This is a genomic window from Proteus faecis (genome assembly GCF_003144395.1).
GTDB lineage: Bacteria > Pseudomonadota > Gammaproteobacteria > Enterobacterales > Enterobacteriaceae > Proteus > Proteus faecis.
Window position 1 is genome coordinate 167,441 of the sequence record NZ_PENZ01000007.1, and the last position, 21,397, is coordinate 188,837.

The 21,397-nt window shown below is 38.3% G+C and carries 18 protein-coding genes; 9 read left to right on the forward strand and 9 right to left on the reverse strand.

All coding sequences use genetic code 11. From position 1 onward, the window contains the following. Window positions 1-66 precede the first annotated feature (66 nt). The 4 genes from chbR to DK858_RS01830 all read right to left on the reverse strand — a co-directional run bounded on the left by chbR (window position 67) and on the right by DK858_RS01830 (window position 3,112). Window positions 67-915 carry a transcriptional regulator ChbR gene (gene chbR / locus DK858_RS01815; RefSeq protein WP_109396019.1) on the reverse strand — a complete coding sequence of 283 codons (849 nt, stop codon included), beginning with the start codon at window positions 913-915 and terminating at the stop codon, window positions 67-69. Between the two features lie 10 nt (window positions 916-925). Further along, entirely contained in the window at window positions 926-1,273 is a 348-nt protein-coding gene (gene chbA, locus DK858_RS01820; RefSeq protein ID WP_109395970.1) for a PTS N,N'-diacetylchitobiose transporter subunit IIA, read from the reverse strand. A 59-nt stretch (window positions 1,274-1,332) separates the two neighbouring features. Next, a complete protein-coding gene (chbC, locus tag DK858_RS01825; RefSeq protein ID WP_109395971.1) occupies window positions 1,333-2,691 on the reverse strand; it encodes a PTS N,N'-diacetylchitobiose transporter subunit IIC in 1,359 nt (452 codons plus the stop codon). A 94-nt stretch (window positions 2,692-2,785) separates the two neighbouring features. Next, window positions 2,786-3,112 carry a PTS sugar transporter subunit IIB gene (locus DK858_RS01830; protein ID WP_006534491.1) on the reverse strand — a complete coding sequence of 109 codons (327 nt, stop codon included), beginning with the start codon at window positions 3,110-3,112 and terminating at the stop codon, window positions 2,786-2,788. A 452-nt stretch (window positions 3,113-3,564) separates the two neighbouring features. Between DK858_RS01830 and DK858_RS01835 the strand changes: the two genes are divergently transcribed. Genes DK858_RS01835 through DK858_RS01850 form a run of 4 tightly spaced genes read left to right on the forward strand, consistent with a single transcriptional unit; the run spans window position 3,565 to window position 7,246 of the window. Next, window positions 3,565-4,536 (forward strand): siderophore ABC transporter substrate-binding protein, encoded by a 972-nt coding sequence (locus DK858_RS01835; protein WP_109395972.1) that lies wholly within the window; start codon window positions 3,565-3,567, stop codon window positions 4,534-4,536. Then, complete coding sequence (locus DK858_RS01840; RefSeq protein WP_109395973.1) at window positions 4,533-5,495, forward strand: ABC transporter permease; 963 nt, start codon at window positions 4,533-4,535, stop codon at window positions 5,493-5,495. Before DK858_RS01835 ends, DK858_RS01840 begins: the two co-directional genes overlap by 4 nt. Then, window positions 5,482-6,489 carry an iron chelate uptake ABC transporter family permease subunit gene (locus DK858_RS01845; protein WP_109395974.1) on the forward strand — a complete coding sequence of 336 codons (1,008 nt, stop codon included), beginning with the start codon at window positions 5,482-5,484 and terminating at the stop codon, window positions 6,487-6,489. The genes DK858_RS01840 and DK858_RS01845 overlap by 14 nt, the downstream gene beginning before the upstream one ends. Window position 6,490: 1 nt before the next feature. Beyond that, window positions 6,491-7,246, forward strand: a complete 756-nt coding sequence (locus DK858_RS01850) for an iron ABC transporter ATP-binding protein (protein WP_109395975.1) — start codon at window positions 6,491-6,493, stop codon at window positions 7,244-7,246. 64 nt (window positions 7,247-7,310) lie between these two features. On the opposite strand, the gene DK858_RS01855 is transcribed toward DK858_RS01850, so the two are convergent. Further along, the gene (locus tag DK858_RS01855) at window positions 7,311-7,865 is read right to left on the reverse strand and encodes a TetR/AcrR family transcriptional regulator (RefSeq protein ID WP_109395976.1); all 555 of its coding nucleotides are present in this window, start codon (window positions 7,863-7,865) and stop codon (window positions 7,311-7,313) included. Window positions 7,866-7,951: 86 nt separating this feature from the next. Between DK858_RS01855 and DK858_RS01860 the strand changes: the two genes are divergently transcribed. Continuing rightward, complete coding sequence (locus DK858_RS01860) at window positions 7,952-9,439, forward strand: MFS transporter (protein ID WP_109395977.1); 1,488 nt, start codon at window positions 7,952-7,954, stop codon at window positions 9,437-9,439. 73 nt (window positions 9,440-9,512) lie between these two features. Here the strand turns inward: DK858_RS01860 and DK858_RS01865 are convergent, their stop codons facing one another. From DK858_RS01865 to DK858_RS01880, 4 genes are all read right to left on the reverse strand, one after another. Then, window positions 9,513-11,024 (reverse strand): basic amino acid/polyamine antiporter, encoded by a 1,512-nt coding sequence (locus DK858_RS01865; protein WP_109395978.1) that lies wholly within the window; start codon window positions 11,022-11,024, stop codon window positions 9,513-9,515. A gap of 84 nt (window positions 11,025-11,108) precedes the next feature. Continuing rightward, window positions 11,109-13,481, reverse strand: a complete 2,373-nt coding sequence (locus tag DK858_RS01870; protein ID WP_109395979.1) for an Orn/Lys/Arg family decarboxylase — start codon at window positions 13,479-13,481, stop codon at window positions 11,109-11,111. A gap of 101 nt (window positions 13,482-13,582) precedes the next feature. Further along, entirely contained in the window at window positions 13,583-15,043 is a 1,461-nt protein-coding gene (locus tag DK858_RS01875; protein WP_109395980.1) for a basic amino acid/polyamine antiporter, read from the reverse strand. A 480-nt stretch (window positions 15,044-15,523) separates the two neighbouring features. Further along, a complete protein-coding gene (locus tag DK858_RS01880) occupies window positions 15,524-16,309 on the reverse strand; it encodes an AraC family transcriptional regulator (RefSeq protein ID WP_109395981.1) in 786 nt (261 codons plus the stop codon). Between the two features lie 445 nt (window positions 16,310-16,754). Between DK858_RS01880 and DK858_RS01885 the strand changes: the two genes are divergently transcribed. From DK858_RS01885 to dmsD, 4 genes are all read left to right on the forward strand, one after another. Then, a complete protein-coding gene (locus tag DK858_RS01885; RefSeq protein ID WP_109395982.1) occupies window positions 16,755-19,175 on the forward strand; it encodes a DMSO/selenate family reductase complex A subunit in 2,421 nt (806 codons plus the stop codon). Further along, window positions 19,172-19,813 carry a DMSO/selenate family reductase complex B subunit gene (locus DK858_RS01890; RefSeq protein WP_109395983.1) on the forward strand — a complete coding sequence of 214 codons (642 nt, stop codon included), beginning with the start codon at window positions 19,172-19,174 and terminating at the stop codon, window positions 19,811-19,813. Before DK858_RS01885 ends, DK858_RS01890 begins: the two co-directional genes overlap by 4 nt. Further along, window positions 19,810-20,709 (forward strand): dimethyl sulfoxide reductase anchor subunit family protein, encoded by a 900-nt coding sequence (locus DK858_RS01895; RefSeq protein WP_109395984.1) that lies wholly within the window; start codon window positions 19,810-19,812, stop codon window positions 20,707-20,709. Before DK858_RS01890 ends, DK858_RS01895 begins: the two co-directional genes overlap by 4 nt. A gap of 78 nt (window positions 20,710-20,787) precedes the next feature. Further along, a complete protein-coding gene (gene dmsD / locus DK858_RS01900) occupies window positions 20,788-21,357 on the forward strand; it encodes a Tat proofreading chaperone DmsD (RefSeq protein WP_109395985.1) in 570 nt (189 codons plus the stop codon). The last annotated feature ends 40 nt before the right edge of the window (window positions 21,358-21,397 follow it).

Here is a 21,397-nt window from a genome sequence, read left to right on the forward strand (position 1 = left end):
TCTTTCTCTCTTATTTCAATAAAATTAATCTTTATTGTTGATTAATTTATTACGCCTAATAATGAATTAGTTTGTTTCTTTAATACTACATAAATTTTTCCGATAACTATTTGGGGTTAGCGAAGTTATTTTCTTAAATGTCTTAATAAATAAACTAGGACTACTGTAACCCGCATCAAAGGCAATATCTGTTATCGAATAATTGGTAATTTCCAATTGCTTTTTCGCAAAATTAATTCGGATATCATGAATAATTTGCATTGGTGTTTTATCGTAATAACGCCGAGTTGCTCGGGTTAAATATTCTTGTGATTTCCCTGATAACATCACCATATTAACTAATGCATTTTCACCAAATTTTTGTTTGTCATGCATCTCGCTTATCGTGTCTCGCAGCCATAAGGGAATATCGTCTTGCGTTCTATTTTCTCGATGGTGTCGTAATCTATTCACCACATTAAAGGTGACAATTTCAATAAATTCATTAAATTCGGTATGGCGGAAATTCAATGAGCCAATAACGGATTCAATATAGGAGAGAAACTCATTTTTTAATTCATAAACTTGTGAAGCGATAAAATAAGAAGGCAATAACGAGAGATAATGTTTATCAAAAAAGGCTTTACTAATTCCCACATTTAAAATACGTGTTGCACCAAAATCATAGAAACTTTGGTGATGAGAGCCTATGGGGATGAAAACAAAATCTCCCCGCTCTAATAAAACCTTCTTACCATTAATCTCTTGATAATAACGCCCGGTTAAAACAATGGTGAATTCATAATAATCATGTTGATGCAGACCACTGACACTTTCTGTTTTATTATAAATAAAGACATGAAAATTTTTGCCATTAAATAGCTGATCTTCATAGACCATGCGTATTTCGCTTTGTGCTCTCAATGACTCCACCATGATATTCATCTTATTTTATCTTCTCATGTAACTCGATTAATTCTGTCACTAACTCTCTGGCTAACATCGATGTCATTAAATGATCTTGCGCGTGAACTAAGACCAAGCTGACTTTCGTTTTTCCGACACCTTGGTCATCACCAATTAAACGTGTCTGTATTTTATGTGCTTCATTTAATGCTTCGCGAGATTGTTCCATTAATTTTCTAGCGCCTTCAAAATCACCCTCTTTGGCTTTCTTTAATGCGCCATAAGCCACACTACGAGCTTGTCCTGAGTTAATGATAAGCCCCATGATGATCTCTTCAAATTCATCTTCCGTAGCACTGCTATCAACTGCATTTTCAATATCTAACATGGTATATCCTCTTTGACTCTAGAAAGTGCAGAGCAAGCTCTGCACTTCTTTTCTATAACTTAAAATTTCAATGCATTGGCAATATCTTCTTCACTCTCTTCTTTCTCAATTTCAGTTTGTGCTTTGTTTGAGATGATGACGAAAGGAAGATAAATCAGTGTTGCTACACCCAAGTTAAACAGCGCTAATAACAGTGCTGCGATACTGCCGTTAGTGTTAAAGAATGCACCTAACCCCGTTGGCATCGTCCATGGCGCTATATTTGTTACCGGTGGGATTATCCCTAAGTAATAAGCTGTCACAGTAATTGCGGCAAGAATAGGCTGAATAAGAATAAAGGGAATAAACATCACTGGGTTCATGATAATAGGCAAACCAAAAATAATCGGTTCGTTAATTTGGAATAAACCCGCTGGTAATGCCAGTTTTGCCACTTGGCGATGATCAGCGCGACGAGATGCGATAAAGATAGCCAAGATCAGCCCCAGCGTTGCCCCTGTGCCCCCTAAGAAGATAAAGGAGTCTAACATCGGTTTGGCCCAGAGATGGAATGTCTTACCTGCCGCTAATGCCGCTTCAACAGAACCGTACTCTGTGTAAATCGCAATATTCTCTAATGCCCATGGTGTCATAATGCCACTATCAAGCGCTGTCAGCGCCAGTGAGCCATGAATACCAAAGAACCATAACAATGATGTGAAGATAACATACGCCCAACCCACTACTGAGCCTAATGAGGCTAAAGGCGTTGAGATAGAGTCTAAAATAACTTGGTGGAAATGTGTCTCATAATGTCCTAATCCCCACGAAACAATTCCCATAACAGATAAGATAATAAAACCAGGGATTAAGGCTGAAAATGAACGTGAAACAGAAACGGGTACGCTATCAGGTAAGCGGATCACCCAATTACGGCGCACAATAAAGGTGAACATTTCAGCAACAACAAGACCGATAATAATACCTGAAATAACATTCGCGCCCCCTAACCAGTTGGCGCCAACAGCATACGCCCCACCAGCATTATAAGGTGTGACGGTCATAAACGCAGCGATAGAGAGTAACCCAGCAGCGATAGGATCGACCTTACGCTCTTCGGCTAATCCCATACCGATAAAAAAAGGTGTCATTAATGACATGATACCCAATGTACCATTATAGACATTCCCCCCAATGGCTTTAAAACCATTGAGCGTTTCTATTGTTGATGCATCAAGGCGGATACCTAAAGAATAAAAGAAGGAGCCTTCACCAAAACTAAGAAAAACGTTATTGATAAGTACAAACATTGCCCCTGCAAGGGTTAACGGCATTAAACGAATAAAACCATTTTTAATCGCATTAACGTGAGGTTGCTTTCCAATTTTAACCGCAAAAGGAAGGAGTACCTTTTCAAGTGAACCAATAAACTTACTCATAGAAAAATACCCTTAAAATGCCGCTAATTGCTCGGCTTGCTGAAAAATTCGCTCTTTGACTGGAATAGAAATAATAAAAAAATAAAAAATAGAATTAATTTGTTGTTGCAGATGCTTTTTTAATAGAGGCGACAGCGGCTTTTAACACACCTAAGCCATCTACTTTTCCGTATAACAAAGAATCGATCACTTCGACCGGTTTATTAGGGAGTAATTTTTGGATATCAGGCAACATCCAACTAATTTGTGGACCAAGTAAAATTAGATCCGCATCCTGTCCTTTTTGTGCTGCTAAGGTTTCAGGAAATGCTTCAATAACCACAGGCACTTGATATTTTTCTGCTTGTGCTCGCATTTTGGTCACGAGAAGGGATGTTGACATGCCAGCAGAACAAAATAAGTAAATATATTTCTTTTGCATAAAACCCTCTTGAGTTGGCAACGATTTACCCTAGAGATAACAAGGCTTTCTCTTGTGCATTCATTACTGTGTCAGTACAGAAACCGAAGTAAGATTAAAATAAGGATTGTTTCTGCTTGAATGAAGTATACGCAATGATACTGGCTAACGATATTTCTTAGTGGTTAAGAATTGTCTCTCCTTGACCTACTCTTTTGACACTCTTCACAAATTGAGCAAATAATCTTAAGAGTTCTTTCACGTCACAAAATTTGTTCTTTATTTTCCTTTAATGATCTCTCACAAAGTTTCGCCATTTTAGTCAAGTTAATTCTTTATTATTATGAGAATGTGAATTAGTATCATTACTCTTTATGTCTTTAATGGTATTATCGTCTTCTTTGTGGATCGACCTTTAAGCCACCGCTGTAAAGATCCGTGTTATTTCGTGTTGCAACAATATGGGAAAGAGAATGTTTAAAAAGTCATTAAGCCCACTGTTTTTACTGCTTTCTTCACTTGTTATCGCAGGTTGTGATAACGCTCAAGACACATCAACAGCACAATCAGCGGAGAAACAAACTCTCACGATTGAACATTTCCAAGGGACAACTGAAATCCCTGCACACCCGCAAAAAGTGGTTGTGATGAATATGGAAACCCTTGATATTATTGATGCATTAGGTGTTCCTATTGTTGGTCTTCCACAAACGAATGTTCATTTACCAAAATTTTTAGAGAAATACACCAATCCGAACGACTATATCAATGAAGGTGCATTATTTGAGCCGAACTATGAGAAGCTCAGCACAACAGCACCTGATTTAATTTTAAGTGGTAGTCGTGCTCGTGATGCGTATTCTAAATTAAGTGAAATTGCACCCGCGATTTCAATGGATATCGATCCTAAGCGTTTCGTTGAAAGCCTAGCTGAACGCACAACAACATTAGGTCAAATTTTTGGCAAAGAAGAACAAGCTAAAAAACTACTGGCTGATTTCAATAGCAAAATTGATACCGTAAAAACCAAAACACCAGACGCAGGTAAAGCAATGGTGGTTTTAGTCAGTGGTGGTAAAATTTCTGCTTATGGCCCAAGCTCACGCTTTGGCTTTATTTATGATGTATTAGGTTTTGAACCGGCTTATGTTTTTGATAGCCCTGGCTCACACGGCAATATCGTGAACTCTGAATTACTGCTAAAACTTAATCCAGACTGGCTGTTTGTTATTGACCGTGACGCAGCTATTGGCCGTGAAGATTCACAACCTGCTAAACAAGTTCTTGATAATGCACTAGTTAGAAAAGTAAATGCTTGGAACAAAGACCAAGTTATCTATCTTGATGCAAGTTCCATTTATATCTCCGGCGGGATCCAAACTTACTCTCGTTTAATGGATACAATTAATCAGGCCTTGGATCAAAAAAATAAAGTAACTGAATGAAAACGTTCCATTTATCATTGGGGATAGGGGTTATCGCTATCCTCTCAATGATCAGTCTATTCGTCGGCGCAGGAGATATTACTCCTGCTTCGCTTTTTACTGATCCCGATATGCGCGATATCTTCTTTATCAGCCGTGTTCCAAGAACTCTATCATTATTACTCGCTGGTGGTGCCATTAGTGTTGCAGGATTAATTATGCAACTGCTCACCCAAAACCGCTTTGTCGAACCTTCTCTTGCTGGAACAACGCAATCTGCAAGTCTTGGATTATTAGTCGTCATGCTGCTCTTTCCAGCAGCAGGCATCTTCACCAAAATGATGGTCGCAACTGTTTTCGCCCTTCTTGGTACGTTGTTGTTTATGTTGCTTCTGCAAAAGATCACTTTAAAAACAACACTGATAGTTCCTTTAGTCGGCATTATGCTCAGTGCGGTTATTGGCGCACTCACCATTTTCTTAGCGGTGTACTTCGATTTACTGCAATCATTAGATGCATGGACAAGTGGCGATTTCTCAAGTGTGTTACAAGGCCGTTATGAGCTGTTATGGCTTGTGGGTGCGCTGGCAATCATGGCGTGTTGGGTTGCAGATAGTTTTACTGTTGCCGGAATGGGGCGAGAATTCTCCATTAACGTGGGGCTGAATTACCGCAAAGTAATGATAATAGGATTATCGATTATTGCGCTTATTAGTGGTGTTGTGGTTTCTGTTGTAGGTGCATTGCCTTTCCTTGGTTTAATTGTGCCCAATTTGGTGAGCTTAATAATGGGGGATAATATTCGTAAAACTATCCCTTGGGTTTGCTTAAGTGGTGGGGCGATTGTTTTACTGTGTGATGTGATTGGACGCCTTATTCGCTATCCATTTGAAATTCCTGCCAGCGTTATTTTAGGCGCTGTGGGTGCTATTATTTTCCTTTTCTTACTACTAAAGCAGCAACGTTATGCAAAAAGTTAATTCATCCATAATTAGCAAATGTACTGGCGCTGTCGAACATAAGAAAACACGCCTCTCACCTATGTCTCGTATCTGGTTATTATTAGGGGCATCGTTATTAGCTATTGTGCTATTTATGACGATAAATCTAAACGGCAATATCTCTTATATTCTGACCCACCGTGCTTACATTATTCTTACGATGATTGTGGTAGCTTTTGCCGCAGGTGTCTCCACGATATTGTTTCAAACTATTGCCAATAACCGTATTTTGACCCCATCACTTATGGGGTTAGAAGCCCTGTTTGTGTTGTTACAAACCGTGTTTGTTTTCTTTGAAGGTGATATGCCTGCCTCGTGGATGCTAAACCTATCAAAGTTCTTCTTAGAATCAACATTACTCGTACTATTTTCCGTTGTACTCTACCGCTGGCTGTTTAGCTCTGTACGCTTTAACATCAATTTAGTCCTCATGATTGGGATTATTTTAGGAACTCTATTTCGTAGTTCAGCTACGCTATTACAACGCTTGATGGATCCTAATGAGTTTTCCATCTTACAAGGTCGCATGTTTGCCACCTTTACTCGTGCCACTCCTGATCTTATCTTTTGCTCTTTAGCCATTATTGTGGTTGTTGGTGTTTTACTTTGGCGTATGCGTTATAGCTTTGATGTAATGGCATTAGGACAAGCCAATGCCATTAACCTCGGTATTAATTACCGTAAACAGACCACTTATATTCTATTACTGATTTCTGTTTTAGTTGCCGTTTCTACCGCTTTAGTTGGCCCATTAACCTTCTTGGGTTTAATTGTAGCTAACCTGGCTTATCATATCAGTGGCAGTAGCCAGCACCGTTTCTTGATGCCCGTGGCCTTCCTACTGGGTACTATTGCCTTAATCGGTGGACAACTGGTTTTAGAATATGGCTTAAAAATGACAGGAACACTTTCTGTTGTGATTGAGTTTGTTGGTGGGATGTTCTTTATCTATTTGGTGTTAAGAAGACTTTAATATGATTGAAATCAGCAAGATATCAAAACATTATCAAGACACAACTGTTCTCGATAATATAACAACAACAATTCAACGTGGCGGTATTACTTCGATCATAGGTCCTAATGGCGCGGGGAAATCCACACTACTTTCAGTTATTGGACGTTTACTACTTCCTGAAAGCGGGATGGTTAGCGTTAATGGTATGGATGTTGCTGCAACTGATAGCGATGTTCTTGCTAAGAATCTCTCAATACTACGCCAAGAAAACCAGTTTGTTAGTCGTTTAACCGTAGAAGAATTAGTCGGTTTTGGACGCTATCCTTACAGTAAAGGGCGTTTAACACTAGACGATAAAAAAGTCATTGATGAGTCATTAGCCTTTTTAAATTTGACTGAATTTCGTCATCGCTATCTAGATGAGTTATCAGGCGGACAACGTCAACGTACCTATGTTGCGATGGTGCTATGCCAAGACACCGAATATGTGATGCTTGATGAACCACTGAATAATCTTGATATGAAACATGCAGTGATAATGATGAAACTTCTGCGAAAAGCCGCAGATGAATTAGGAAAAACCATTATTATCGTGATCCATGATATCAATTTTGCCTCTGTTTACTCTGACTATATTTTAGCCATGCGTAACGGACAACTGTATTATCACGGTTCACCAAAAGAGATCATGAAAGCGGATATTATTGAAGATATTTTCGATACACCCGTTGACGTTAAAGAGCTCGATAATAAACTCATTGCTATGTATTACTAATTCCATTTAGCTCAATTATCTTCAATAAAAAGCATGTTCTTCTTCTCATTAACAACATGCTTTTTTATTGCCCTTTCCCTTGCTGAAGTAACTCTGAACCAATATCTTCAAAGATAGATTGCCATTCATTATCATCGATATCCATTAATCCAAAATAACGCAATAAAAAGGTACCTTCTGTCGCTAAAAATGCCAATCGAGCACGTTTTCCGGCTTCTGTTGTCGTATCTACACCTGCTAATCGTTGCTGATACCACTCTTTTGTACTTTGTAAATATTCAGGCGTTTGTAGCAATGCAGCCATCAAACTCGCGCCTTTGGCAAAAGAGACTTTATCGTGATGATGTGTGGCGTGAATATGTGCAGTGACCCGATTATCAGGTGAGTTATTATTTTCAACGATTTTTTTAAATTGCGTTTCATAACTGCCTTCCCAGTGTTCAAACATGGCATCAATCATTGCCTCTTTACTGCTAAAACAGTATTGAACCCCTCCTTTTGAGATCCCCATTTTTTTGGCAACTGTGTCAATCGTTAATGCAGCTGCCCCTTGCTCCATCACAATGTCGAAGATAGCTTCTAACAATTTTTCTCTATCAATGGTTCTTTGACGCCCCATAAAAAAACCCCTTTTCAATACGACCGTATGGATTTATATTGTAGCCGTTAATAAAAATAATACACATAAAAATAACTGAGATTTCTATGATAAAAGATTATAAACGTTGGATAGTATTACTTCTGGTATCTAGCATGCTGTTTCTCATTGTTGTAGATGTAACCGTGCTTTATACCGCATTGCCACGTTTAACTCATGATTTAAACGCAAGTGCATCAGAAAAACTTTGGATAATGAATGCTTATCCATTAATTGTTGCCGGATTATTACCCGCAGCAGGTATGCTCACAGACAGAATAGGTCATAAAACATTATTTATTAGTGGATTACCGCTATTTGCGCTCGCTTCATTGTGTGCCGCATTTTCACCTACAGCAACCTCATTAATTGCTTCTCGAGGTTTTTTAGCTGTGGGGGCAGCAATGAGTATGCCAGCAACACTATCAATAGTGCGTCAAGTTTTTAGCGATCCACAAGAGCGCGCTATTGCCATTGGTATTTGGTCTGCAGTTGCATCTGGCGGTGCAGCTTTAGGGCCCTTAATTGGCGGTATTTTATTAAATAACTTCTGGTGGGGTTCTGTCTTTTTAATTAACGTCCCTATTGTTCTTTTGGTGTTGCCGTTTTCTATTTGGCTTATCCCTAAGTTTTCAGGACATGGTGATCATAAAATTGATTATTTAAGCTCAGTACTCATTTTAGTGGGTTTGATCAGTGCCATTTATGCCTTAAAAGAGATAGGAAAACCTTATACACAGTGGAGTGAAGCTACGACTGCCACCCTTATTGCCGTCGCCTTTCTCACTCTATTTACTCTACGTCAACGTAAACAAACTCACCCAATGATTGACTTTAGGCTATTTAAAAATCGTTTTTTTAGTATTGGTATTTTAATGGCTGTACTTTCTATGGTGATCATAGTGGGCATTGAATTATTGCTTAGTCAACGTCTACAGCTTGTTGCCGGTTTTACCCCACTTAACGCTGCGCTGGTCATTTTACCTATTCCTGTTGGTTCTGTACTTGCTTCGCCATTGGCAGGTTATTTCTTGGTGCGTTTAGGTGAAGTTCGCTTAATTATTGCTGGATTTATGCTCACTTTAGTGGGAAATCTGTGGTTAATTGCCGTTTATCAAACAACATCACCCATGGTGTTAATGGGTAGCTTATTCTTAATTGGCTTTGGTTTAGGTATTATTTTTACCACCGCATCGGCGTCAATTATGTTGAGTGTTGCCGATAGGCAAGCAGGAATGGCCGCATCAATTGAAGATGTCGCTTATGAGCTAGGTAGTGTGATTGGTGTGACATTTATGGGCAGTTTGATGAGTACGGTATATACCTTAAAACTGGTATTACCTAATTCATTAACCGTTGATGAGGCGGTATATGATAGTTTAGATGAAGCGCTTATTGTGGCAGAAAAATTGCCAATTGACGTGGCTTCTCTTGTAATATCCCAAGCAAATTTAGCCTTTGAAAATGCCTTTTTCGTCGTATTAATCGCCACAGCAATTATTACAGCACTTAGTTTGATTTTTTTACCTTATTGCTTACGTAGCACAGTAAGATAAAATCCACTTAATGATAAATAACCTCACGCAATATAATGGTGCGTGAGGTTATTAACTGCAATATTAAGTGATATTAAAGCGTAATAATTCCTTTCATTAATAACCCTACTACGACGACATCAAGCAATAATAAAATGGCTAAATAAAGTATCTCTTTTGCTTGGAAAATAGGTTTATTATCATGTTTTTCTTTACGTGACCAAATAAAAATGGGCAATCCGCAAGTTAACAAAATAGGCACTAACGCCACATACTGAATTTGGCTTGCATACAAAATAAAGAGGCAGAAAATAACACCTAATACACCACTCAATAATGCTAATTGTCTTCCCGTTTTTGCATATTGATCATATTGGCGATTAATACAAATCTTGGTGATATAAAGTGTTGTAGTAATATAGGCAGGAACAACCATTAACGCGCTAATGTTATACATTGTATTCCACGCATTATTAGAAAAATAAACTAATAGCATTGCCGCCTGCATAACAATACTACTTACCCACAATGATGTATTTGCCGCTTGATTTTTATTCGTACGAGCAAAGACCTTAGGAAATGCGCCCTTTTGACCTGCAACCATTGGGATTTCAGCACATAACATTGTCCATGCTAACCACCCCGCTAATACAGAAATAATCAACCCAACATTCATTAGCCAATCTCCCCAATTTCCAACAACTTTCGCTAATACACCCGCTGTTGATGGATTACTTAATTGAGCTAATTGTGTTTGAGGCATAACACCAAAGGGTAATACTGATAATAGAATATAAATAATTAATGCCAATAAAAATCCTAATAAGGTTGCTTTACCCACATCTTTCTTATTTTTTGCTCTACCCGATAAAACAACAGCACCTTCCACACCAATAAATGACCACAATGTTACCGTCATCGGTGCCAAGATTTGTGACATTAACGATACAGGCTCTGACTTATTACCAACAGTGCTCATGATTTGAGGAGATGTTCCCCAAAAATTACTAAATAATTGGTAATAATCAATAAGAACACCAAGCACAATAACAAATAAAATCAATGGCACTAATTTAGCAATGGTTCCGAGTGTATTAACAAAGCCTGCTACTTTCGTTCCTGATAACACTAAAAAGTTATAGCCCCAAATTAAAATAGAACCACAGATAATCGAATTTAAGTTATTACCGTCAGTAAAGACACCGGGGAAAAACTGATCAAATGCATCCATCAAGATAACGGCAAATGCCACATTACCAAATGCAGTCATTAACCAATAACCCCAAGCCACATTAAATCCAATAAAAGAACCAAAACCCTCTTGTGCATACATATATACACCTGCCTGAAGGTCGGGTCTTAAATCCGATAACAAGCGAAATGCATTAGCAATAAAATAAACGCCAATACCCGCAATAATCCATGCAATAAGCACAGGACCTATTGCTGAACTTGCTGCGGTATTTTGTGGCAAGCTAAACACACCACCACCTAACATTGAACCTACAACAATTGCAATGAGTGCCAATAAGCCCAATTTGGCACCACTATTTCCCGTTGTATTCGTGGCGTTACTTGATGATGTTATTTCAGATTTGTTCGCCATAAAAAACCTCTTATCTCCAGATAATCCTATCTGGCACTTTAATCAGTGCCAGATATTTTGATAAAATTGTTATCTCGTTATTGATTATTGACGGCCTTTCTTAATAGCAGAAACATGGCGTTTAAATTTTATATGTGAAGGCAACACTTTCGCCTCGCGTTCATCTTCAACAATGGCTCTAACCCAAAAATCTCCGTTTTCATCTACATTAATTCCCTGAATTTCATGCTCAAATCCTGGGAATTCTTTATCAAAGTTCTGTAATGCTTTAAGGTAACCAATAATACCTTGATCCCCTTTAGGTAGGCGTTCACCAGGCATAAGTACAGGAATTCCTGGTGGGTAAGGGACTAACATAGTCGCAGAAATACGGCCTGAAAAATCATCTAGAGGGATATGCTCTGCTTTATAACGAACCACTTTTTGGTAAGCATCAGCAGGGGACATTACAGGTGTAGGGTCAGTATTTACCGCCTCACTAATATGTTTCATTAAATCCAACTCATCCATCTTATTGTGCATAGTTTGGCAAAGTTGTTTTAATGTCATTTTTGCATATTTAGGAGACGCTTCTTTAAGTGATGGGATTGCTTCTGTCGCTAACGCATTTGAATCATAGAGTTTTTTAAAGGTGAGTAAACTTTCTAATAGTGTTCCCCATTTTCCTTTTGTCACTCCGACAGAGAACAGAATTAAAATGGTGTAATCTCCTGTTCTTGCGATCTCAATACGACGATCATCTAAAAATTTCGTGATGATATAACCAGGAATACCCATTTTTTGGTATTGGCCATCCGCGGTAATTCCGGGGCAAGTTATCGTCACTTTCACAGGATCTAGCATACTGTCGCTATCGGCAATATCTTCATCAGAAAAACCATGCCATTTATCACCCGCTTTTAATGTCCAGCAATCTGACTCTTGGCTTAACAGATTAAGAGGCGCTTGCTCAAAACTGTGGCTTTCACCTGTTTTCGGATCACGTACTTGGGTCGGTTGTAATACATCAAAGAACCACTCTGATTCACCATTCTGTTCTTTTAATTGACGTTTGACAGAGACAACCGCCTTACGAAAACCAATGGCTTCTTCAATCGATTCCTGTACTAAAGATAGACCTGATTCACCTTTCATCATACCAACAGCAACATCAATAGAAGCAATAATTGGGTAATAAGGCGATGTTGTGCCATGCATCATAAATGAGTCATTAAAATCATCAAAATTTAAAGGTGCACGATCACTTTTCTTCACATGGATCATCGATGCCATAGAGAGTGATGGCAACATTTTATGTGTTGATTGCACTGCAAAAATGGTAGGACGGTTTGGCATATCCTCAGCAACATCCATCGCAAAACGATTTTTATACAGAGGATGAAAACGCGCATAAGCATACCATGCTTCATCAAAATGAATACGAGGTACACTGACGGCTAAATTCTTTACGACATCATTGACATTGTAACAAAAACCATCATAAGTACAGTTGGTAACCACGGCATAAGTAGGCTCCGTACTAACGGCACCTTCTGCTAGCGGGCTCTCTTTTATCAGTTGACTAATACTTGCTTGTGATAATCGTTTGGTTGGAATAGGGCCAATTAATCCATATCCATTACGTGTTGGTTTCAAATAAACAGGGCGTCCTTGTGAAAGCGTCAAACCATGATTAAGCGATTTATGGCAGTTTCTATCAACGACTACGATTTCATTAGCGCCTACAGCACCTTGAGCAACAATACGGTTAGAGCCTGATGAACCAGACACACCATAAAATGTCCAATCAGCACCGAATAGCTCTGCGGCAATTTCTTCTGATGTTTTTGATGGACCGGCATGAATAAGATAATCACCCATTTCAGCCGTAGCGACACCAATATCCGCCCGCATCATATTTTCACCAAAGAAATTAATAAACTCGATGCCAATAGGATGTTTTAAATATGCCATACCGCCCATATGCCCAGGGCAATCCCAGTAATAATCACCATCCTCAGTGAAATTTTTTAATGTTTTAAAATAAGGCGGTAAAAGGCTTTCTGCATAGCGATGGATTAACGTATAAATGCGATTCGCCGTAAATGTAGCTGTTTCTGAATAAAGATAGATATATTCGCTAACTTCTTTGAGAATATTGATAGAGACATTATCTGTAATATTTTCTTCGGAGATTAATAATATCGGTGTATCTGAATTTCTCTGTCTGAATAATGAAATAAAACCTTCGGCTTCTATATTCATTTTGGGATTGTTATTATCCCAAAAAATACCAATAGCACTATATTTTGGGCTTTCTTTTATATATTTAATGCCATGATGAATATTATCTGCAATTTGGGCTACAAATCCACGTTCAGCAATTGCTTTTTGTAAAGATGTTAATGCCTGTTTAGCCGGGCTATCTTCTTTTAGCCCAGATGAAGAGACAAATAATACATTATGATTAAATTTCACGGACACCTCCATAGGTATCAAATACCTATATTTATTAGGTTTACATTACATTACTCATTTTACTTCACAAAAAATAAGTTAGTCATTTCACAATAATCAAATTAAAATTTAATAAAATCATTCAAATATAAAATAATAGTTAATATGTCCAGCATGATAATAAAAATAAAGAACATGCGTTCTGTGGGCGTAAATATCACTTTTTTCTCTTGGTATCGAGACCACACAAAGAGGGGAATACCCAAAGTCAGTAAAATAGGAACCATTGCTAAATACTTTATTTCACAGGCATAAAACATAAATAGACAAAAGGCTAATCCAATAAAACCACTAACCAAGGCTGAGATTTTTCCTTTATCTGCATATTTAGAAAAATCACCTGATAAGCAGAGTTGTAATAAATATGCAGAAGAAGTTAAATAAGCAGGTAAAACCATTAATGCGGAAATGGCTAACATTGTTAACCAAGCATTATTGGAGAAATAAACAACAAAGACGACTAACTGCATAAATAGGCTACTGACCCAAAGTGATACGCTAGCAGCGCCATTTTCATTTTTAGTGGCAAAGGCTTTCGGGAAAGTTCCATTCTGAGCCGCGGCCATAGGAATTTCAGCACAAATCATTGTCCACGCTAACCAACTGGTTAATACGGAAACCAAAACGCCGATATTAATTAACCATTCCCCCCAATCTCCTGACACTGTTTTTAATATTCCTGCCGTAGATGGGGTTGGTATCATGCTCAATGTTTTTTGAGATAAAACACCAAAAGGTAATATTGAAATAAAAATACAAATAATAAGTGAGACGATAAAGCCGATCAAAGTGGCTTTACTCACATCTTTCTTATTTCGAGCGCGTCCAGATAACGCAACAGCGCCTTCTACACCGATAAAACACCACAAAGCAACATCGAGTGGCGCTAATATTTGTTCTGAAATAGAACCCAGATTATCAGCGGGTATAGAGGCAGAATTTCCCCAAAAATTATTGGTGAGTTCTTCATAATTAAGAAAATAAACGAGAATAAAAACAAAAATACTTAAAGGAATTAACTTAGCAAATGTACCAATAATATTAATTGCACCCGCTAGCTTTGTACCAGATAAAACAAGGTAATTAAATCCCCAGATGAGAATGGAGGCACCAATAATAGAAGGAATATTATTTCCCCCCTTAAAATCACCAGGTAAAAAATAATTTAAAGTATCCATAACCATAATAGCAAAAGCAACATTGCTAAATATGGTCATTAACCAATAGCCCCACGCCACAATAAAAGCGACAAAAGATCCAAATCCTTCACGAGCATACATATAAATACCCGCTTGGAGATCTGGACGAACGTCAGATAGCACCATAAAAATGCGAGCAATAAAATACATGCCAAAACCACAAATAAGCCAAGCAACAATAACTGGACCGACTTCCGATGTTGCAGCCATATTTTGTGGTAGACCATCAACACCACTGCCTATCATTGAACTAATGACGATAGCAACAAGTGCAAGCAAGCCTATTTTTTGGCTTGTATTTTTATTAGAAGCGCCCTTTGACATATTATTATTAACCCTATTGCAACAATAATTTTATTAAAACTATTAGTTAATTTTTAATTATAGTTAAATATAAAAATGATACAGGTTTTATCCTATATATCACTGTAATAATGATGTGTATAACCTATTTAAGATGAACAATCGTATACTATGTGATAATTATTTAATCATCTTGAGATAAAAAATAACAAACAAAACAACTAAAAAATAGATATAAGTCAAAAAAAATACTCACATAAGAATAATTATAATTTATTCATTGTGTTAGACATAAAAAACTAATTATTATTAATCTTATTAAGATGATTATAATTGTATATTTAAACCTTTATAAAAAAGTCACCATATAAAAAATTCAAGTAGTTAAAGACAAAAAACCTTATTTAAAAACAATCTACATAGTTAATATTACTTACGTATTAATATGTAGATGTTTATATTAAGAATATACTTTTTAAATAGGTGTTCTTAATTTGGATATTAAAAACAATCTATATTTAATCCATCCATACTAAAGTGAGAAGGCGATTGCCCCATCTGCTTTTTAAACATCGTTGAGAAAGAGCCAGCGCTGTTATAACCCAAATCAAAAGCAATTTCGGTGATCCCACGACCGGATAAGATTTGTGTTAATGAATTCAACAAACAGACTTGTTGTCGCCATTGTGAAAATGACATCCCTGTTTGTTGACGGAAAAAACGGCTAAAAGAGCGCTCACTTTTATGTAATTTATCTGCCCACTGTTGAGGTAAAGAATCTATTTTAGGATCACGAATAAAATCACGGCATAATTTCGCTAATTTACTGTCTTGCGGAATAGGTGCAAAAAACGGTAACGGTTTTGCTTTCGCTAATTCACATAAAATTAGCTGCATTAAAAAGCCATCTCGCCCTTTTTTATCATATTCTGCGGGCACATCTACCGCTTCAAGCAATAGTTGACGAAAAAGAGGAGAAACACTGACCACTTCACATTGTTTGCTATGACGAGGTGCTGCTGAAGGCTCAATATACAAGCTTCGGGTGCTCACATCTAACATACGAGTTTCATGCCCAGTTTCTGGCGGGATCCAAACGCCACAAGACGGTGGAATAACCCACTCACCATCATCTGTACTCACTTCAATTAAACCTGTGGCAGGGTATAAAAACTGAGCTCGGCGATGTTGATGAGTTTCTAACAACGTATTGGGCAAATAGTCTGTACCCAGCGCAATAACATCTCGGTCAAGTGAATCAACGCTTTTTAAAGGTACATTTCTCACAATTTAGGTAGCTCTCTTTCTATTTTCGTTCTTTTAATATAGCAGTTATCCCACACTCTACACACCAGCAAATAATGACCTATATAATTAAAATCGCTATATATTTAAATAAACAATGCAAGTGACTTATATGAAATTTCAACCTTCTTGATATCTATTTAATAAATTCTATTAACAATCAAAAAACGCGCTTTTAACACACCTCGGAAATAGGCTGAAATTCAAATGTCATTGTCTGGTTTTAGAATGTTGGCAAAAGATTAATCAACTACTATCCCTCTCGCAGAGGTGATTTAGAGCACTCTGCAATTATCTATGCATTCAATAATAATGCAGCGGATACCAGACATTCCCTTTATTCATAGCCTAGAAAAATCACGCACATTCTTTATATCAAGTATCGGGTATATCGGGATCCGCCTATTATGTTTAAGGTAGAGTTCATATGAGCAATCAGTCCGATCACGATAGTGATACAAAGAGTATTCTCAACAATGTTAGCCGCCGTCACTTTATTCAAGCGAGCTCAGCATTAGTCACCCTTCCTTTTCTCGCATCAAACTCTTTTGCTGCGACAACAGATAACGCTATCCCAGTAAAATCAATAATGACCGAAGAGGGTGAACGCGTTGTTTCAACTTGCAGCAGCTTTGACTGTGGCGGTAAATGTGATATTCGAGCCCATGTAAAAGATGGCAAAGTCACCCGAATTAGTACACGCCCTGATGCTGACTTAGATGAAGAAATGCCAATTATGCGTGCCTGTGTACGAGGCCGTGGTTATCGTAAATTTGTCTATCACCCAGACCGCTTAAAATACCCAATGAAACGTGTAGGTAAACGTGGTGAAGGCAAATTTGAACGTATCACGTGGGAAGAAGCGACCACGCTTATTGCACAAAATATGCAACGTATTAATGATCAATATGGCCCAGCATCTCGCTTTGTTAGCTTAAGCACAGGTGTCACTGGCGGTATTTTCTCAGGTGCGAATATGTTACGTCGCCTGTTTAATATCACTGGGGGTTTTCTGGAGAACTATCACTCTGTCAGTAACGGCAATACTCTTGCTGTCACCCCTTATACTTACGGCACCGCCGCCAGTGGTAGTACACTCGACACGTTAGAAGATACCCCGCTTGTCATTTTATGGGGTCATAACCCTAACGAAACTATTTTTGGCCATTCAAACCATTTCTTCCAAAAAATGAAGAAAAACGGCACTAAATTTATTGTCGTTGACCCTCGTTATTCTGATACCGCCTCTTCTTTAGCTGATCAGTGGATCCCATTACTGCCAACAACAGATAATGCCATGATGGATGCGATGATGTATGTCATCGTCAGTGAGAGCCTGCACGATCAAGCATTTATCGATAAATACACTATTGGCTTTGATGAACACCAAATGCCAGAAGGTGTAGGTAAAAATGAATCTTTAGTTGCCTATTTGATGGGTAAAAAAGATGGCATTAAGAAAACCCCTGAATGGGCAGAACCTATCACTAAAGTGCCTGCTGATACTATCCGCCAATTAGCCCGTGAATATGCTTCGACAAACCCAGCGGCATTAATACAAGGCTGGGGTCCTCAGCGCCATATTTGTGGTGAACGGACGGCGCGTGGGGCAACATTACTTGCCACTATTACCGGTAATGTGGGTGTTCGTGGTGGTTGGGCTGCTGGTTATGGTATGGCATTAAACTCTGAACTGCGTAAAACCATCGCGGGACCAAGTCTATTAACCAATCCAGTAAAAGCGAAAATCAATATCACCAACTGGGTACAAGCATGTGAAGATAAAAATTTAGTCACACCTGAGAATGGGTTACTGAATGCCGAGAAACTTGATACGGAAATCAAGATGATTTTCTCAATGGCCGGTAACTACATGACAAACCAAAATACCGATATTCTTCATGCCGCGAAAGTACTTGAAGATGAATCGAAAGTAGAATTTATTGTTTGTAGTGATCTCTATCTGACACCAAGTGCAAAATACGCCGATATTTTACTGCCAGAAACTAGCTTCTTAGAACGCTGGAACATCGGTGGTACATGGAGTTATGGCGACTATATTATTCTTTCTGAAAAAGTGATTGAACCTGAATTTGAGCGTCGCACTGACTACGATTGGTTACGTGAAGTTGCCAATAAATTAGGGGTGGGCGAACAATTTAGCGAAGGTAAAGAGACAGACCGCGATTGGATTGAATATTTAGTTAATGACGCCAGTGTTAAACGCCCTGAAGACGGTATTCCAACCTTTAAAGAGCTATTGGTTAAACGCCGTCATCTATTAAAACATCGTCCTCATACTCAAAATGTAGCGTTTGAGAAAAATATCCAAGATATCGAGAATAACCCATTCCCAACGCCATCAGGCAAAATTGAAATTTTCTCTAAACGCTTATATGACATGAATAATGTCGATATTCCTGCACTCTCTCATTATGTACCCGCCATTGAGGGCCCTGAAGATAGGTTAACAGATAAATTCCCGTTACAACTTATCACATGGAAAGGGCGTAACCGCGCAAACTCGACGCAATTTGCCAACCCGTGGTTACAAGAAGTACAACGCCAAGAGCTCTGGTTAAATCCGCTAGATGCCGAAGATAGAAACATCAAAGAAGGCGAAAAAGTCAAAGTATATAACGATCGTGGGGTAACGATGGTTCCCGTCAAATTAACACAACGAATTATGCCTGGTGTCGTCGCCTTGCAAGCAGGTGCTTGGTGGCAACCTGATGCAAAAGGTATAGATCAAGGTGGATGTGCCAACGTATTAACATCATCCCGTAGCACCGCAATGGCACACGGCAATGCTCACCAAACATTATTGGTCGAGGTAGCAAAAGCATGAGTAAATTTATCGTTTATCCCGCTGTAAGTAGCAAGCAGTTAGGATTTTATATCGACAGCGCTCGCTGTTCAGGTTGTAAAGCGTGTCAGGTGGCTTGCAAAGATAAAAACAATCTTGATGTTGGACGCAAATTTCGTCGTGTCTATGAAATCACGGGTGGTGGTTATACCCGTAATCCTAAAGGCGCGCTGATCAATAATGTCTTTGCTTACACGTTATCCATCTCTTGTAATCATTGTGACGACCCGATTTGCGTTAAAAACTGTCCAACAACAGCAATGCATAAGCGTGAAGGTGACGGCATCGTCATGGTAGATACAGATAAATGTGTCGGTTGTGGTGCTTGTGCGTGGTCTTGCCCTTATGGGGCGCCACAGATGAACCCTGAAACCAAACAGATGTCAAAATGCGATTTTTGCATCGATTTGCAACAAAAAGGTGAACAACCGGTTTGTGTCGCCACTTGTCCACTAGGTGCAATCCAATTTGGCCCTATTAATGAACTCCGTGAACGCTATGGTGATTTAGATTATGTCACGGGTTTACCTTCACCTGAAATAACACATCCCAACCTTGTTATTAACCCACATCAGGGTGCCAATAATGACGGAATTAATAATAAGGGAGAAAGAAAATGAATGAATGGTCATTATTAATCTTCACATTTATGATGAATGCGACCATTGGTCTTGCGTTAACAACAGGGCTTTTTGCGCGTCGCCTTTCTCATTATCTCAATACAGAAAGCTACTACCGCTTTATGCTATTGGCCTTATTTATTATTTGTGGATTAGCAGGTTTAGGCTCTATTGCCTCAATCACTCACTTAGGTGTGCCATTAAATGCCCCTAATGCGATTAGAAATGTTTTTTCTGCTTGGCTAAGTCGTGAAGTTGCCATCACAGCTATATTTGTTGGTTGTCTAGGTTTAACCTTTTTATGGCTCTGGCGCACTCGCAAACTCTCAATGCTGTTATTAAGTACCAGTATTCTGATTGGGCTATTTGATATTTATTGTATGGCATCGATTTATCGCCATACCTCTATTTTGACATGGATGAACCCTAACACTTACATCATGTTCTTCGGGGCGATGTTAACACTTGGTGCCACTATTTTCTTTTTGATGATCAAAGTATTACAACGCATAGGCAGTAAGTTAGGTATTGAAATACCACAAGACTCTTTCCCAATGCGCTGGAAATGGCAATTATGGGGAATAATGGCATTTAGCTTAATCGGTCGACTACTGTATCAACCTTTTTATGAGCAATATTTAACTAGTATGCTCTATAGCCAAAAATCGGTGACATTTCCGTTATCACCTATTCAAGTCTATTACTCCATTGGTTCGTTACGGACGACATGCTGGATCTTAGCCACCTTTGCAGTATTGGCTTGTGGCTATAGTTTAGTGAAATTCCTCACACCCAAAAACCAAGATAAATCAACAGAGTCTATCTTTGCGCTTGGCTGTGTGATCGCAATTATCGCTGACTTTATGTTGCGCTATGTTTTCTACTCAATTCACTAGTTGTCATTGAGCAAGTCGTTTAAATAATAAAAAACAAACCTCATTAATTGGGGTTTGTTTAAGGAAGTATCAAAAATTATGAGCAGACTCTCTTATTATGCAGCTGCATTTAATTTATTGGGAATTTGTTATTTATTCCCACCAGATGATGACACCAATAAAACTGCACTCAACTTTTTTAAAACAGGGGATTTTATCACGCAGTGGCCTTGTAAAATTGAAAACCATCTGTGTGAACGTTTAATTGATTCCGTTTCTATCAATACAGAGCAATTAAAAACTCAATGGCAAAATCTTTTTGTTGGCCCCAATGCGTTGCCCGCTCCTCCTTGGGGTTCGGTCTATTTAGATCCTGAAGGTTTATTACAAGGGGACTCTACCCTTGCACTGAGTGAATTTTTAAAACGAGAACGTTTAAAAATAAACACGCCTTTTCCAGAGCCTGTTGATCATATTGGTTTGATGTTATTTCAAGCTGCGGTATTGGCATCAGAAAAAAGAGAAGACGCGGTTAATGAATTACTTTCCCTTCATTTGACCACCTGGCTACCTCACTATTTAAATAAATTAAAAATGAGTGGGTATAGCCAATTTTATAGCACGTTAACAGAACTGGTAACCATCACGGTGAACGCATTCAGAAAATAGAAACTTATTAACAAATTATCATCCTAACATAATTATTTAA

What these genes read in the sequence shown, in the direction of transcription:
- chbR (WP_109396019.1), bottom strand. Translation starts at nt 915, where the DNA reads ATGGTGGAGTCATTGAGAGCACAAAGCGAAATACGCATGGTCTATGAA.
- chbA (WP_109395970.1), bottom strand. Translation starts at nt 1,273, where the DNA reads ATGTTAGATATTGAAAATGCAGTTGATAGCAGTGCTACGGAAGATGAA.
- chbC (WP_109395971.1), bottom strand. Translation starts at nt 2,691, where the DNA reads ATGAGTAAGTTTATTGGTTCACTTGAAAAGGTACTCCTTCCTTTTGCG.
- DK858_RS01830 (WP_006534491.1), bottom strand. Translation starts at nt 3,112, where the DNA reads ATGCAAAAGAAATATATTTACTTATTTTGTTCTGCTGGCATGTCAACA.
- DK858_RS01835 (WP_109395972.1), top strand. Translation starts at nt 3,565, where the DNA reads ATGTTTAAAAAGTCATTAAGCCCACTGTTTTTACTGCTTTCTTCACTT.
- DK858_RS01840 (WP_109395973.1), top strand. Translation starts at nt 4,533, where the DNA reads ATGAAAACGTTCCATTTATCATTGGGGATAGGGGTTATCGCTATCCTC.
- DK858_RS01845 (WP_109395974.1), top strand. Translation starts at nt 5,482, where the DNA reads ATGCAAAAAGTTAATTCATCCATAATTAGCAAATGTACTGGCGCTGTC.
- DK858_RS01850 (WP_109395975.1), top strand. Translation starts at nt 6,491, where the DNA reads ATGATTGAAATCAGCAAGATATCAAAACATTATCAAGACACAACTGTT.
- DK858_RS01855 (WP_109395976.1), bottom strand. Translation starts at nt 7,865, where the DNA reads ATGGGGCGTCAAAGAACCATTGATAGAGAAAAATTGTTAGAAGCTATC.
- DK858_RS01860 (WP_109395977.1), top strand. Translation starts at nt 7,952, where the DNA reads ATGATAAAAGATTATAAACGTTGGATAGTATTACTTCTGGTATCTAGC.
- DK858_RS01865 (WP_109395978.1), bottom strand. Translation starts at nt 11,024, where the DNA reads ATGGCGAACAAATCTGAAATAACATCATCAAGTAACGCCACGAATACA.
- DK858_RS01875 (WP_109395980.1), bottom strand. Translation starts at nt 15,043, where the DNA reads ATGTCAAAGGGCGCTTCTAATAAAAATACAAGCCAAAAAATAGGCTTG.
- DK858_RS01885 (WP_109395982.1), top strand. Translation starts at nt 16,755, where the DNA reads ATGAGCAATCAGTCCGATCACGATAGTGATACAAAGAGTATTCTCAAC.
- DK858_RS01890 (WP_109395983.1), top strand. Translation starts at nt 19,172, where the DNA reads ATGAGTAAATTTATCGTTTATCCCGCTGTAAGTAGCAAGCAGTTAGGA.
- DK858_RS01895 (WP_109395984.1), top strand. Translation starts at nt 19,810, where the DNA reads ATGAATGAATGGTCATTATTAATCTTCACATTTATGATGAATGCGACC.
- dmsD (WP_109395985.1), top strand. Translation starts at nt 20,788, where the DNA reads ATGAGCAGACTCTCTTATTATGCAGCTGCATTTAATTTATTGGGAATT.